This window comes from Gilliamella sp. X-57 (genome assembly GCF_057063565.1).
This window is the reverse complement of record NZ_JBXSQI010000010.1, coordinates 23,134-36,887: the sequence shown is the minus strand read 5'-3', so window position 1 is coordinate 36,887 and position 13,754 is coordinate 23,134. Positions and strand designations below refer to the sequence as shown.

The window sequence follows — 13,754 nt, the reverse complement described above, 5'->3', positions numbered from 1 at the left end:
AACTTATTCTGTGCCAATCTTCTATTGTTTATCAATTACGTTAATTAAATTCTATTACAAGCTAAATTTTAAAATCTGAAAAAATGATAATTGAAATTGAAAGTTTTTATGGTAATACATTAATTTCAGGAAAAATAACATCAATAGAGCAGTTAAAATCACGTATGATGACTGTTCTTAATATGGTTGATACCCAAAATTTCACTCACACTTTTTGCCTTAGTTATGGTTATCAAATTTATCCATATGATAAAAATATTGCTGTGGACTATGTGATTGATTTAGATATTTATCATGTTTATCAACCTTATTGTTAATCGCTACAGATTATTTTATTTTCAGAAAGTATTCAAACACGACATATAATGACATTCATCTAGATTCAAAAGACTAAAAGAACCCGATAAGTAATAAAGAATAATATAATGGCTCATTTGTACATTTTATATTATTCAAGAAATACTAATCAAAAAAGTACAAAGGCTAAATTCAATAAAATGAATACTTGTGTAATTTATCAAACAAGAAATCCAGTTCTGACATGTCAACTCGGATTACCTGTATCTAAAGATTGTTTATTTAATCCCTATACCTTATGAATCAAAATTCCAAGCCATTTTATCTAAGGGAAAAGCTTCTCCTACTAATTTGATTTGTCTTATTCATCACAATTCTCACTTTAAAGTCTCTCGATTGTTACTAGACAGTTCATGGCCTATAATAGATAGGTTTATGTTGGTATTTTTCTATAAATTAATCATATTCAATTTTATATCTGCCAATAACATCAAAAATATGATCATAAGTACTAAGAATTACGCGTTGCTTGCCTTTTTTATGAACTTCATCAACTAAATCAAAGCTAGATTTTGAATATTTTTCATATGGGTATTCATCTATTAGATAAATAGATAAGCTATCAATATCACTAAAAATAAATGTAACTTTAACTTCTGGAACATTTAAGATTTCTGGCTTACAGCCTGCTAATGATAATGATGTATTGACCATCAAAGTGAATGGTATACATTCTAATTTAACGTCAGATAATATCAATGCATTTCGTGCATAAATAATGCCGTATTTTGTTTGTATTTCCTGTGTATTCATATCAACCTCATTTTTTCAATTTATTATTAATTGGTATTGTTTTTCTGAAAAATCTTTTTATATACTTGCAGACAAATTCATCTGCGATAAATCATCTGAATAAAATCCTAAGTATTCTAATCTTTTTAGTAATATAAAAATACCTATCAGCAATAACTAATATTAGCGTATTGACGATTACGGAAGTTATCATGATAAATAACTTATTTATCTCTCGTTTTCATTAGGATTTGCATTTAGTCGTTTAATTCAATTTTTTACTGAAACGTAGTGTTTCCTGAAAGTTTTTGACAAAAATAAATTAGCTTATATTAAGACAAATAAAATGCCGTTAGTTTAAGCTAACGGCATTTTATTAAGTAAATAAATAACTTGTTGTCGCTATTTTTTCTTTGCTTTGGCATTAGGTAAATCGGTGACTGAGCCTTCATAAATTTCAGAAGCTAAGCCGATTGATTCATGCAATGTTGGGTGAGCATGGATAGTTAATGCAATATCTTCTGCATCACAGCCCATTTCAACAGCTAAAGTGATTTCACCTAGTAATTCACCGCCATTCACGCCAACAACCGCACCACCTAGCAAGCGATTATCTGCTTTATTAAAGATGAGTTTTGTCATCCCTTCTGAACAATCCGAAGCAATAGCGCGCCCTGATGCAGCCCATGGGAAGATTGACACTTCATAATCAATACCTTTTTCTTTCGCTTCTTTTTCAGTTAAGCCCACCCAAGCTACTTCAGGTTCAGTATAGGCAATAGAAGGAATAGTTTTTGGATCGAAGAAGTGTTTTTTACCAGCAATCACTTCTGCTGCCACATGCCCTTCGTGTACACCTTTGTGCGCAAGCATTGGTTGTCCCACAATATCGCCAATGGCATAAATGTGTGGTACGTTGGTGCGCATCTGTTTATCCACTTCGATAAATCCACGATCCGTGACATTAACACCAGCTTTTTCTGCACTAATTAACTTACCATTTGGCGTACGACCAATTGCCACTAATACCGCATCATAAGTATGGGTTTCGGTGGTGCCGTCTTTCTTTTCCATGGTGACGTAAATTGCATCATGTTTGGCTTCAACGGTGGTCACTTTGGTTTCCAATCGTAAAGTGAATTTCTTTTGGATCTGCTTAGTAAAGACTTTAATCACATCTTTATCAGCAGCTGGGATCACTTGGTCAAACATTTCAACCACATCCACTTCTGAACCTAATGCATGGTATACAGTACCCATTTCAAGCCCAATGATTCCGCCACCCATTAATAATAATTTTTTAGGAATGGTGGTTAGCGCTAAGGCATCTGTTGAATCCCAAATACGCGGATCATCATGTGGAATAAAAGGTAACTTAATTGGACGAGAACCCGCTGCAATAATGGCATTATCAAAAGTAATTTTAGTGATCCCTTTTGATGAAGTTACATCCATGGTATGACTACCAGTAAACTGAGCTTCACCTTGAATCACATTGACTTTACGCATTTTTGCCATGCCAGCAAGCCCGTTAGTCAGCTGACTAATGACTTTTTCTTTCCAGCCACGCACTTTGTCTAATTCAAGTCTCGGCGTACCAAAATGGATACCATGTTCAGTTAATGATTTTGCTTCATCCATTACTTTAGCAACATGAAGTAATGCTTTTGATGGAATACAGCCTACATTTAAACAGACACCACCAAGTGTTGAATAACGTTCAACAAGGGTCACATCTAGTCCAAGGTCAGCTGCGCGGAACGCAGCGGAATAACCCGCTGGTCCTGCCCCTAAAACCACAACTTGCGTTTTAACATCTTGACTCATAATTTGATCTCCTTAATTACATCACTAAACGACGTAAGTCGGATAAGACGTTAACAATATGGCTTAAGAAGCGTGCACCATCCGCACCATCAATCACTCGGTGATCAAAGGATAATGATAAAGGTAACATTAAGCGTGGTGTAAACTCTTTACCATTCCAAACTGGTTTCATGCTAGAACGAGATACACCTAAAATACCCACTTCTGGTGCATTGACAATTGGTGTAAACGAGGTTGTACCAATACCACCAAGGCTAGAAATAGTGAAACATCCACCTTGCATATCGCTACCAGTCAATTTACCTTCACGCGCTTTTTTAGAAATTGCCGCAAGTTCTCGTGAAAGTTCAACAATGCCTTTTTTATCAACATCTTTAAATACTGGCACAACAAGACCATTTGGTGTATCAACAGCAACACCTATATTAATGTATTTTTTGATGATTAGCGTTTGAGCATCTTCAGATAATGAGCTATTAAAGCGTGGATACGCTGTTAATGCGCTAGCTACCGCTTTCATGATAAACACTAAAGGTGTGATCTTAAGGTCGAGCTTCTTCTTATCAGCTTCTGCATTTTGTTGCTTACGGAATGCTTCTAAATCAGTAATATCGGTTTCATCAAACTCGGTCACATGTGGGATCATGACCCAGTTACGGTGTAAATTTGCACCTGATACTTTTTGAATTTTAGTTAATGGTAGGCTTTCAACTTCACCAAATTTGCTGAAATCAACTTTCGGCCATGGTAATAAACCTGGTAATGCACCGCCCGCAGCGCCACTTTCAATTTGCTTAACTGCATTTTTAACGTACGCTTGAATGTCTTCACGTAAAATACGGTTTTTAGGACCTGTCGCGGTGACTTTAGCGAGATTTACGCCAAATTCACGCGCTAAACGGCGCACTGATGGAGTTGCATGCGCATAAGCATCATTTTCAACAAATTCATTGCCTGATGCGACAGGCGCTGATTGTGCGGTAACAGGCGCTGGGGTTGGCGCTGGTGCGGCTTTTTCAGCAACAGGTGCTGGCGCTACCGGTGCTGTTTGAGTAGCTGGTGCTGCACTGGTTGTTACTTCAAATTCCATAATTTTGGAACCTGTTTTCACCTTATCGCCTACTTTCACTGTGATACTTTTAACTGTGCCAGCAATGGTCGCGGGTACTTCCATTGACGCTTTATCACCTTCAACGGTAATTAACGAGTCATCAACAGATATAGTATCGCCAACTTTTACTAAAAGTTCGGTCACTTCAACTTCATCGCCACCAATATCAGGTACATTGACATCAACAGTTTGACTCGCAGCAACAGTTGGTGCGACTTCAACTTTTGGAGCTTCTTGTGCTGGAGCTGCAGGCTCTGCACCACCCTGTTCATCAAAGACCATAATGTCCACACCTGTTTGGACTTTATCGCCAATTTTCACCGAAATTGATTTAACAATACCGGCTTGTGGTGCTGGGATTTCCATTGATGCTTTATCACCTTCAACAGTCATAATTGACTGATCAGCTTCAACTTTGTCACCTACATTAACCAGAATTTCGGTCACCTCGACCTCATCACCGCCAATATCTGGTAATTTAATTTGAATACTCATTATAACAACCTCTTATGCAATTCGTGGATTAAGTTTATCAGCATTGATTTCGAATTTTTTGATCGCTTCTTCAACAACGCTAACTTCGATATCACCACGTTTAGCAAGTTCACCCAATGCTGCAACTACAACATAAGATGCATCAACTTCAAAGTGATGGCGTAAATTTTCACGGCTATCACTGCGACCAAAGCCGTCAGTACCAAGCACTCGATAACTTTCAGCAGGTACAAATCCACGAATTTGCTCAGCAAAAATTTTCATATAATCAGTTGAAACTACTGCTGGATTGTTATTCATAACTTGTGCAACATAAGGCACTTTTGGTGTTTCACTTGGATGTAGCATATTGTATCGTTCACAATCTTGTCCATCACGAGCAAGTTCAGTAAATGATGTTACGCTATAAACTTCAGAACTAATGCCATAGTTTTTAGCTAAGATGTCAGCCGCATCACGTACATGACGTAAAATTGAACCAGAACCTAATAATTGAACAGTCGGTTTACCTTTTTGACCTTCAACAGTATCAAGTTTATAAATACCACGACGAATGCCTTCTTCTGCACCTTCAGGCATTGCAGGCTGTGCATAGTTTTCATTGAGTGTTGTAATATAGTAGTAAACGTTTTCTTGTTCGCCATACATACGACGTAAACCGTCTTGCATAATAACCGCAACTTCATAAGCATAAGCAGGATCATATGAGATACAGTTAGGTATGGTTAATGATTGAATGTGGCTGTGACCATCTTGGTGTTGTAAGCCTTCACCATTTAATGTTGTACGACCTGATGTACCACCGATCATAAATCCGCGTGCTTGCTGATCGCCAGCTGCCCACATTAAATCGCCAATACGTTGGAAACCGAACATAGAATAATAAATGTAGAATGGAATCATTGGGAAATCATTGGTGCTATATGATGTCGCAGCAGCTAACCATGAAGCGGTTGCACCACATTCATTAATCCCTTCTTGTAAAATTTGACCTTTTTCGTCTTCACGATAATAAGCAACTTGCTCTTTATCTTGTGGCGTATATTGTTGCCCATGTGGGTTATAAATTCCAATTTGACGGAATAAACCTTCCATACCAAAAGTACGCGCTTCATCAGCCAAAATTGGTACTAAGCGTGGTGCTAATTCTTTATCCTTAAGCATGATGTTAAGTGCACGGACAAACGCAATTGTGGTAGAAATTTCTTTTGACTGTGCTTCAAGTAATGACGAAAATTCGCTTAATGATGGAATAGAAACCGTACCAGAGAATTTGGTTAATCTTGACGGAACATAACCATGTAATGCATTACGGCGTTCATGAATATATTTGTATTCTGGCGTGTGTTCCTCAAATTTGATATAAGGTAATTTTTCAAGAGCTTCATCTGTTACAGGAATATTGAAGAAATCACGAACATGACGCACACCATCCATATTCATTTTTTTCACTTGGTGAGCAATATTTTTCGCTTCGGCTGCAGCACCCATACCATAACCTTTAATGGTGTGAGCAAGGATAACAGTTGGGCGATCTTTAGTTTCTTTTGCTCGTTGGAATGCAGCAAACATTTTAGCTGGATCTTGACCACCACGGTTTAATCTAAAGATTTCTTCATCAGACATATCTTTAACTAATTCAGCAGTTTCTGGATATTTGCCAAAGAAATGCTCACGCACATAAGCGCCATCTTTTGATTTTAATGTTTGATAATCACCATCAAGCGTTTCATTCATTAGACGAATTAATTTACCTGATTTATCTTTTTGTAGTAATTTATCCCAACGATCGCCCCAAAGAACTTTAATCACATTCCAGCCTGCGCCAGCAAATACACCTTCAAGTTCATTAATAATTTTACCATTACCGGTTACTGGACCATCTAATCGTTGTAAATTACAGTTGATAACAAATACCAAATTATCTAATTTTTCACGCGTTGCAACGGTGATTGCGCCTTTTGATTCAGGCTCATCCATCTCACCATCACCTAAGAAAGCATAGACAGTTTGTTCAGAAGTATCTTTCAGTCCACGATTTTCTAAATATTTTAAAAAACGTGCTTGATAAATAGCACTAATAGGACCAAGCCCCATTGAGACTGTTGGGAATTGCCAAAATTCAGGAAGTAATTTAGGATGAGGGTAAGAAGGGAGTCCTTTACCATGTACTTCTTGGCGGAAATTATCAAGTTGTTCTTCGGTTAAACGACCTTCAATAAATGCGCGTGAATAAACACCTGGTGAAATATGCCCTTGGAAATAAACCAGATCACCACCATCTTTTTCATTGCGTGCACGGAAGAAATGGTTAAAACAAACTTCATAAAACGTAGCAGCAGACTGAAACGATGCCATATGTCCACCTAGTTCCAGATCTTTTTTTGATGCCCTTAGCACCATCATAATTGCATTCCAGCGAACAATTGAACGAATGCGGCGTTCTATTTCCCAATCGCCAGGATAAGCAGGTTGTTCTTCTACAGGGATAGTATTGACATAATTACTTGTTGAAGAACCAAAAAGTAGTGGTACACCGCCATCTCTTGCTTTATTGACTATTTGTTCAATAATATATTGTGCACGTTCTATACCTTCTTCGCGAATAATTGAATCAAGACTCTTGAGCCAATCTTGTGTTTCAATGGGATCGATATCATTCACTTGCATATCCGACATATAAAAACCTCTTTTTTGTTTAAAAAAATGCAGTATTTGCTATCCTTAGCTATAAATAACTATATAAATTACAACCCTGCATTATGGAGTTTCACCGCATAAGTCTGCCATTTTCAAAAAAAAAGTAAAGCAAACCAAAGCTTAGAAAAGAATGTTAATTCCTATCAAATTAATCAACTATTTCAATGGTGACATTTACAACAGTGCTAGTTATTTGATAAAAACCAAATTTTAGTAATGAATAAATACAAAAAAATAGCTAGAATGTCTATACCGAAATCATCTACAAGTTGTCAAATTGTAGTAAAATCTGATATATATTCACAAATTTTTTGTTAATACCAATGACAATAAGCAATACCATGAGCATTAATAATGTTATCGTCCAAGACCTACATATTGTTCCTTATATGCAAACTTATCAAGCTATGCATTACTTTACCCAAAATCGTCATGAACAAACACTTGATGAAATTTGGTTAGTAGAACATCAACCTGTATTTACCCAAGGAAAAGTGGGTAAAGCTGAACATTTATTAAATTGTACAGATATTCCTGTTATTCAAACTGATCGCGGCGGTCAAATTACCTATCATGCACCCGGTCAACAAATCATGTATACCCTAATTGACTTAAGAAGACGCCATATTGGTATTCGTGATATGGTCAGTTTTTTAGAAAATAGTGTCATTCAAACTTTAGCGCACTATGGTATCATAGCTTACACAAAAGCAGAGGCTCCAGGAGTGTATATTGATCATAAAAAAATTTGTTCGCTCGGTTTGCATATAAACCGAGGTTGTACACTACATGGGCTGGCATTAAATATTGATATGGATCTTGCCCCGTTCAATAACATTAACCCTTGTGGTTATGCTGGATTACAAATGACACAATTAAAAGACTATGTTTTAAATATCGACCGTAACGAAATTAAACAACGATTAACCGATAATTTTATCAATCATCTACCTAAGTATTAAGATACCTAATATGCAAAATAATGAAACAACGATCAGAAGCTCAAAATATCGTGATGCTGACAAAACACGCTTAATCCCAACAATCACATTAGAAGATTCAACGCCACTTAAAAAACCTGAATGGATGCGAATTAAGTTATCTGCTCACTCTGATAATATTGCACATATCAAAAACACCATGCGCAAACATGGGCTGCATTCAGTTTGTGAAGAAGCCTCTTGTCCTAACTTAGCAGAATGCTTTAACCATGGTACAGCCACTTTTATGATTTTGGGCGATATTTGTACTCGCCGTTGCCCATTTTGTGATGTTGCCCATGGCAGACCATTACCACCAGATCGCGAAGAACCCATAAAACTGGCTAAAACAATTCAAGAGATGAAGTTGCGCTATGTCGTTATAACCTCTGTGGATAGGGACGATTTAAAAGATGGGGGTGCAAGTCATTTTGCCTCTTGTACTCAAGAAATCCGAACCTTAAATCCAAATATAAAAGTTGAAACACTCACCCCCGATTTTCGTGGCTGTATTGATGAAGCAATTGAAGTGTTAAGCGATAATCCACCTGATGTGTTTAATCATAACTTAGAGAATATCCCTCGTTTATATAAAAAGATCCGTCCTGGTGCTAACTATGAAGGATCACTCAATTTATTGGCTAGGTTTAAAGAGCGACATCCAGAAATTCCAACAAAATCGGGCTTGATGGTTGGACTAGGTGAAACAAACGAAGAGTTAATTCAAGTATTAAAGGATTTACGGAGTCATGGTGTGACTATGTTAACGCTGGGTCAATATTTACAACCAAGTAAATATCATTTACCAGTTGAACGTTATGTGTCACCACAAGAATTTGAAGAGTTGAAGCAAACAGCATTAAATATGGGATTTACCCATGCTGCTTGTGGACCATTTGTGCGTTCATCCTATCATGCTGATTTACAGGCAATGGGTAAAGAGGTGAAGTAATCTTCACCCTCTTTTTATTGCTCTATATTCGACAGTTAAATCAATTATCCACTACCATAAAACGGCGATTTTCAGTGACTATTTGTAAAAAGATCGGCAAGCTGATTTTTTCGCCTTTTTGTAATTTACCATTAGGATCATAAATTTTAGAACGACCAAAAGCATCTAAAACCACTGTTTTATCATCATAAATTGCAGCAATGGTATTTTCATCACCCGCAACGAGCCACTGTCTAGATTTTCCCTTAAGTAGATTTCTACCTTGATTATATTGCTGTGGTGGCGTAGTCACATGAAATACGTCTTGCATTAATGTACACATAATATCGGTTTGCGACGATGCTTCTGCTATTTGAGCACTTTCTTTATTAGGCCATGACATAATCAATGGTACTTTTAATGATGCACGGTTAAAATCACTACCTGTATTGCGTAGTGCTATTTTTTTCGTCTCATCAATTTTAATATCATTCGTACCAGTAATAATAATCACCGTATCATCGTAAGCATTCGATAATCTTAAATAAGCAATTAAGGATTCAATAGACTGATCTAACTTTTTAGCTTCAGTTTGAAGATCTGATATCGCAATTTTTTTGTTTTTATCACCTAACGAATATTGGATGATAGAAAATAAAGGCGCATGATTGTCAAGATGATTCTGTTCCTCATGCCATGCTCTCCAATTTTCGGTTATTTGTTTATTGGATTGTTTTTTAGGCTCTGGTATTGAAAAATTAGATAATAATGCAGCACGATATAAAGGTTCAGCAAAACCGTCTGCTGAAAACAGACCTAAATTATAGTGCTGTTTAGTCACAACCTCGAGCAATACAGAAGGCTTATGTCCAACTAAAATACTATTATAGTAGTTAGGATCTAATCCGTAAAATAATGAAAAGTCATTCAAATACGACTGATTACTTGCACCATAATGATTTGTAAAGGCAATATTATCTTGAGCAAACGCATTCAATCTAGGCATATGTTTAGTTAATAAATTTGTATTCCACCCATCAATAACAATCATAAGCACATTATTTTTTATCGGTTGTTTATCATAAACAATACGTCCTAATGGGTATTCAATTGCCATCGCAAAAGGATTGCCTTCTTGAGCAACACGATCGCGATAACCGTTTTCTTTCATAAAGCCATACCGTTCAAGAAAATGGCGAGCAGTTAAAGGATAAGAAAGCGGAAGGCTTGAACGTTGCATGGTAATGGGGCGATAAAAATTAGCATCAGCCCAACTATGGATCAAATGTGAGGCAACGAAGCAAACAATAAAAAAAATCACAACTGGTTTTGCATAGCGTTTGCGTTTACTTAAGCTACGTAGTTTTTTCCAACTCCATAATGCAAATAAAATCTCAATCAATAAAACAAAGGGAATGGCAATAAATACCGTACTTAAATAAGAAACTTTTTGCGATGAGAATAATTGCCAAATCGACAAATTAAGATGCATTCTAAAATGCGAAAAAACTTCAATATCAATAATCAGTAATGAAATACCGACTGTTGCAAAAACCGTTGCAATAATCCTTTGCCATCGCGACGAATGAATAAAAAAACTTAGCGGAAAAAGTAGAACTAAATAAGCGACAAAGGTCAAATAACTAAAATGACCAATGGAGCTAATGATTGCATAAAACCGCCCCATGAAAGTACGAGGCCAATCCGCAATAAGTAAATATTGACTACCAAGCAAAATTACAACAAAAATATTAAACAACGTAAACCAATGCCCCCAGCTAACAATTTGTGAGGCACGATCGTCTTTGAAGTAAGTATTTTTGATTTTGAGCATGTTTAGTCGTTGATAATGGTGATTGTGAAGCTAAATAAACAATAAATTTTGACTTAGTTTACCTGATTTTGAAAAATCTTTCTGTAAATTTTTTATTTGTTAGCATAAAGAATTTGGTAAGCTGTTGGCGATACTTCGGATACTTGTTATAATTTGAAAATGAAATAAGCTAACAAAAAGACAATAATTTTGGCCATTACACAACTCAACGCACAACAAATCCAACCTGATTTATCTTATTTTTCTAAACGCAAAAACACGACGAATACTTCAACAGTATTAGCATCAGAAAAATCAGAACATTTACTCATGTGGCAACCTCGCGCTGCATCTGCTTTATCCCTGTTATGCACCCAAAAGAGAGAATGTTATAGACCACGTTTTATATTGCTTAAAGCACCTGAAAGTGAGCTTCTTTTTGATTTACTAAGGCAAGCCATTAAATGTGATTTATCACCAGCCCCGCTCGGTTATAGTTATTTTTTTAGCGAAAACAAAATTACACTAACCAAAGCGAAAAGCAAGCAAGATAATTTTGCAGCTCAAGATAATTGCTTATTTGCTTCTTCTGTTGATGCTGAAAAACTTTTTGGGTGTGTTAGACAACCTGAAAATGGCCCAATTAAATTACAAGCAGGACTAGTTCATCGTGCTAACGGTGGCGTTTTAATTTTAGGTCTTCGCTCGCTACTTAGCCAACCATCGTTATGGACAAAGCTAAAGCACATGATAATGAAACAAGAATTTGAGTGGAGTTCATCTGACGAATCTCATCCTTTACCCTTATCTATTCCGCCTATGCCACTTGATTTACGTGTCATTTTAGTCGGAGATAGATTAAGTTTAGCCGAATTACAAGATTTCGAACCTGAATTTTATTCAACATCTATTTACACTGAATTTGAAAATGAATTACAGATTAAATCACCCGAACAACTTGAACACTGGATTAACTATTTAAAATTTATTGCCCATAAACAGCAATTACCCGATATTGATACCTCGGCTATTGCAAAAATTTACAAAGTAGCAACTCGCTATACTGGTGACCAATATTATCTACCCCTTTCGGTTGATTGGGTTAATTCATTATTAGTCAATGCAACTTACTTTATGCAAAATAATGTAATAGACGAATCAGCGATTACAACTGCGATCAAGAGAAAATCATGGCACGAAGATTATTTGCAAGATAGAGTGCATGATGAAATATTTAGTAATCAAATAATGATTAATACGAAAGATCAAGTGGTTGGACAAATAAATGGTTTATCGGTAATTGAATATCCTGGACATCCAAAAGCTATCGGCGAACCGACACGTTTAAGTTGCCTTATTCATTTTGGCGATGGTGAACTCATTGATATTGAACGCAAAACAGAATTAGCCGGTAATATTCATTCAAAAGGAATGATGATAATGCAGTCTTTTATCATGTCTGAGTTTGCATTTAATCACCAATTACCTTTTTCGACTTCTTTGGTTTTTGAGCAATCTTATAGTGAAATTGATGGTGATAGTGCTTCGCTTGCCGGACTTTGTGCAATCATTAGCGCTTTATCTCAGCAACCTATCGATCAGCAGTTGGCTGTAACCGGTTCAGTGGATCAATTTGGTCATGTTCAAGCAATTGGAGGTGTTAACGAAAAAATTGAAGGATTTTTTGCCGTTTGTCAGCATCAAGGCTTAACAGGTCAACAAGGAGTGATCATACCAGCCACCAATCAACGCCATTTAAGTTTAAGTGATGAAGTTATTGAAGCTATTGAACAAGATAAGTTTTCAATATGGACAGTTGAACATATTGCCGATGCTCTTTATTTGCTGACAGGTATTCCGTATAAAGATAAAAGTAGTATCAATCTTTACCAATTAATTCATGCGCGTATGCAGGCAGCATTATTACAAGACAAAAAACAAGATAGTTGGCTAACTAAATGGCAAAAATATTGCAAAAAGTAACAATACCCAATAAACTTTAGCCCAAAATTTTATTCATTATGGAATAAATAAGAGCTAGGTAACTTTCAATTTTTTAAAGCATGTTTTAATTTACATTAAATAAAAGGTTTTTTTATGACATTTGAACGTAAATCATCGTACGATAAAGCTGATTTAATTAAATCAGGAAATAATGAACTATTTGGCCATGATGGCCCTCCATTACCATCTGATTTAATGTTAATGATGGATCGTGTTATCGAGATGAATGAAAACGGTGGTAATTTTGGCAAAGGTTTTGTCGAGGCAGAACTTGATATTAATCCTGATTTATGGTTTTTTAAATGTCATTTTAAAAATGATCCAGTTATGCCTGGTTGCCTAGGGCTTGATGCTATGTGGCAATTGGTAGGCTTTTATTTAGGTTGGATTGGCGGTAAAGGTAAAGGGCGAGCTTTAGGTGTTGGTGAAGTAAAATTCACTGGACAAGTATTACCAACCAATAAAAAAGTGACTTATAAAATCCATTTTAAACGCGTAATTAACCGCAAATTAATTATGGGTATTGGTGATGGTGAAGTTTTTGTTGATGGCAAATTAATTTACCAAGCATCTGATTTAAAAGTAGGTTTATTCCAAGATACCAATACTTTTTAATTTAAAAATCTTCCCCACCCCAATCAGCCATACACAATATAAGTATGGCTGAATATAATGCTTTTTCTCATTAAAAATAATTTATCATCGCTAAGTTAGATTTTGTTTATCATGGTGTAAACACAAAAGCAGACATGAAACAAACGGCTAATTATCAAGTAAAAATATCATCACAACGTCGTAAGTTTC

10 protein-coding genes are annotated in these 13,754 nt (G+C 36.0%); 5 read left to right on the top strand and 5 right to left on the bottom strand.

The features are described 5' to 3' along the window. Positions 1–83: 83 nt before the first annotated feature. The gene (locus ACYIAL_RS06030; RefSeq protein WP_483751211.1) at positions 84–317 is read left to right on the top strand and encodes a hypothetical protein; all 234 of its coding nucleotides are present in this window, start codon (positions 84–86) and stop codon (positions 315–317) included. 436 nt (positions 318–753) lie between these two features. Here the strand turns inward: ACYIAL_RS06030 and ACYIAL_RS06025 are convergent, their stop codons facing one another. The 4 genes from ACYIAL_RS06025 to aceE all read right to left on the bottom strand — a co-directional run bounded on the left by ACYIAL_RS06025 (position 754) and on the right by aceE (position 7,201). Then, positions 754–1,110, bottom strand: a complete 357-nt coding sequence (locus tag ACYIAL_RS06025) for a hypothetical protein (RefSeq protein ID WP_483751210.1) — start codon at positions 1,108–1,110, stop codon at positions 754–756. Positions 1,111–1,491: 381 nt separating this feature from the next. Beyond that, positions 1,492–2,916, bottom strand: a complete 1,425-nt coding sequence (gene lpdA / locus ACYIAL_RS06020; protein ID WP_174797237.1) for a dihydrolipoyl dehydrogenase — start codon at positions 2,914–2,916, stop codon at positions 1,492–1,494. 16 nt (positions 2,917–2,932) lie between these two features. Continuing rightward, entirely contained in the window at positions 2,933–4,522 is a 1,590-nt protein-coding gene (gene aceF, locus ACYIAL_RS06015; protein WP_483751209.1) for a pyruvate dehydrogenase complex dihydrolipoyllysine-residue acetyltransferase, read from the bottom strand. A gap of 12 nt (positions 4,523–4,534) precedes the next feature. Beyond that, a complete protein-coding gene (gene aceE / locus ACYIAL_RS06010) occupies positions 4,535–7,201 on the bottom strand; it encodes a pyruvate dehydrogenase (acetyl-transferring), homodimeric type (protein ID WP_174797239.1) in 2,667 nt (888 codons plus the stop codon). 362 nt (positions 7,202–7,563) lie between these two features. On the opposite strand from aceE, the gene lipB reads away from it, so the two are divergent. Together lipB and lipA are read left to right on the top strand one after the other, a co-directional pair. Beyond that, the gene (gene lipB, locus ACYIAL_RS06005) at positions 7,564–8,184 is read left to right on the top strand and encodes a lipoyl(octanoyl) transferase LipB (RefSeq protein WP_174797240.1); all 621 of its coding nucleotides are present in this window, start codon (positions 7,564–7,566) and stop codon (positions 8,182–8,184) included. Between the two features lie 10 nt (positions 8,185–8,194). Next, positions 8,195–9,154: a lipoyl synthase gene (lipA, locus tag ACYIAL_RS06000; RefSeq protein WP_483751208.1), complete on the top strand. Its 960-nt coding sequence runs from the start codon at positions 8,195–8,197 to the stop codon at positions 9,152–9,154. A gap of 40 nt (positions 9,155–9,194) precedes the next feature. Here the strand turns inward: lipA and ACYIAL_RS05995 are convergent, their stop codons facing one another. Beyond that, positions 9,195–10,967 (bottom strand): DUF3413 domain-containing protein, encoded by a 1,773-nt coding sequence (locus ACYIAL_RS05995; RefSeq protein ID WP_483751207.1) that lies wholly within the window; start codon positions 10,965–10,967, stop codon positions 9,195–9,197. Positions 10,968–11,156: 189 nt separating this feature from the next. Between ACYIAL_RS05995 and ACYIAL_RS05990 the strand changes: the two genes are divergently transcribed. Together ACYIAL_RS05990 and fabA are read left to right on the top strand one after the other, a co-directional pair. Further along, positions 11,157–12,929, top strand: coding sequence for an AAA family ATPase (locus ACYIAL_RS05990; protein ID WP_483751206.1), 1,773 nt, complete (start codon positions 11,157–11,159; stop codon positions 12,927–12,929). A 114-nt stretch (positions 12,930–13,043) separates the two neighbouring features. Next, the gene (gene fabA, locus ACYIAL_RS05985) at positions 13,044–13,565 is read left to right on the top strand and encodes a bifunctional 3-hydroxydecanoyl-ACP dehydratase/trans-2-decenoyl-ACP isomerase (RefSeq protein ID WP_065581835.1); all 522 of its coding nucleotides are present in this window, start codon (positions 13,044–13,046) and stop codon (positions 13,563–13,565) included. Positions 13,566–13,754: the final 189 nt, after the last annotated feature.

Coding starts and splice junctions, on each gene's coding strand:
- ACYIAL_RS06030 (WP_483751211.1), top strand. CDS start 84: ATGATAATTGAAATTGAAAGTTTTTATGGTAATACATTAATTTCAGGA.
- ACYIAL_RS06025 (WP_483751210.1), bottom strand. CDS start 1,110: ATGAATACACAGGAAATACAAACAAAATACGGCATTATTTATGCACGA.
- lpdA (WP_174797237.1), bottom strand. CDS start 2,916: ATGAGTCAAGATGTTAAAACGCAAGTTGTGGTTTTAGGGGCAGGACCA.
- aceF (WP_483751209.1), bottom strand. CDS start 4,522: ATGAGTATTCAAATTAAATTACCAGATATTGGCGGTGATGAGGTCGAG.
- aceE (WP_174797239.1), bottom strand. CDS start 7,201: ATGTCGGATATGCAAGTGAATGATATCGATCCCATTGAAACACAAGAT.
- lipB (WP_174797240.1), top strand. CDS start 7,564: ATGAGCATTAATAATGTTATCGTCCAAGACCTACATATTGTTCCTTAT.
- lipA (WP_483751208.1), top strand. CDS start 8,195: ATGCAAAATAATGAAACAACGATCAGAAGCTCAAAATATCGTGATGCT.
- ACYIAL_RS05995 (WP_483751207.1), bottom strand. CDS start 10,967: ATGCTCAAAATCAAAAATACTTACTTCAAAGACGATCGTGCCTCACAA.
- fabA (WP_065581835.1), top strand. CDS start 13,044: ATGACATTTGAACGTAAATCATCGTACGATAAAGCTGATTTAATTAAA.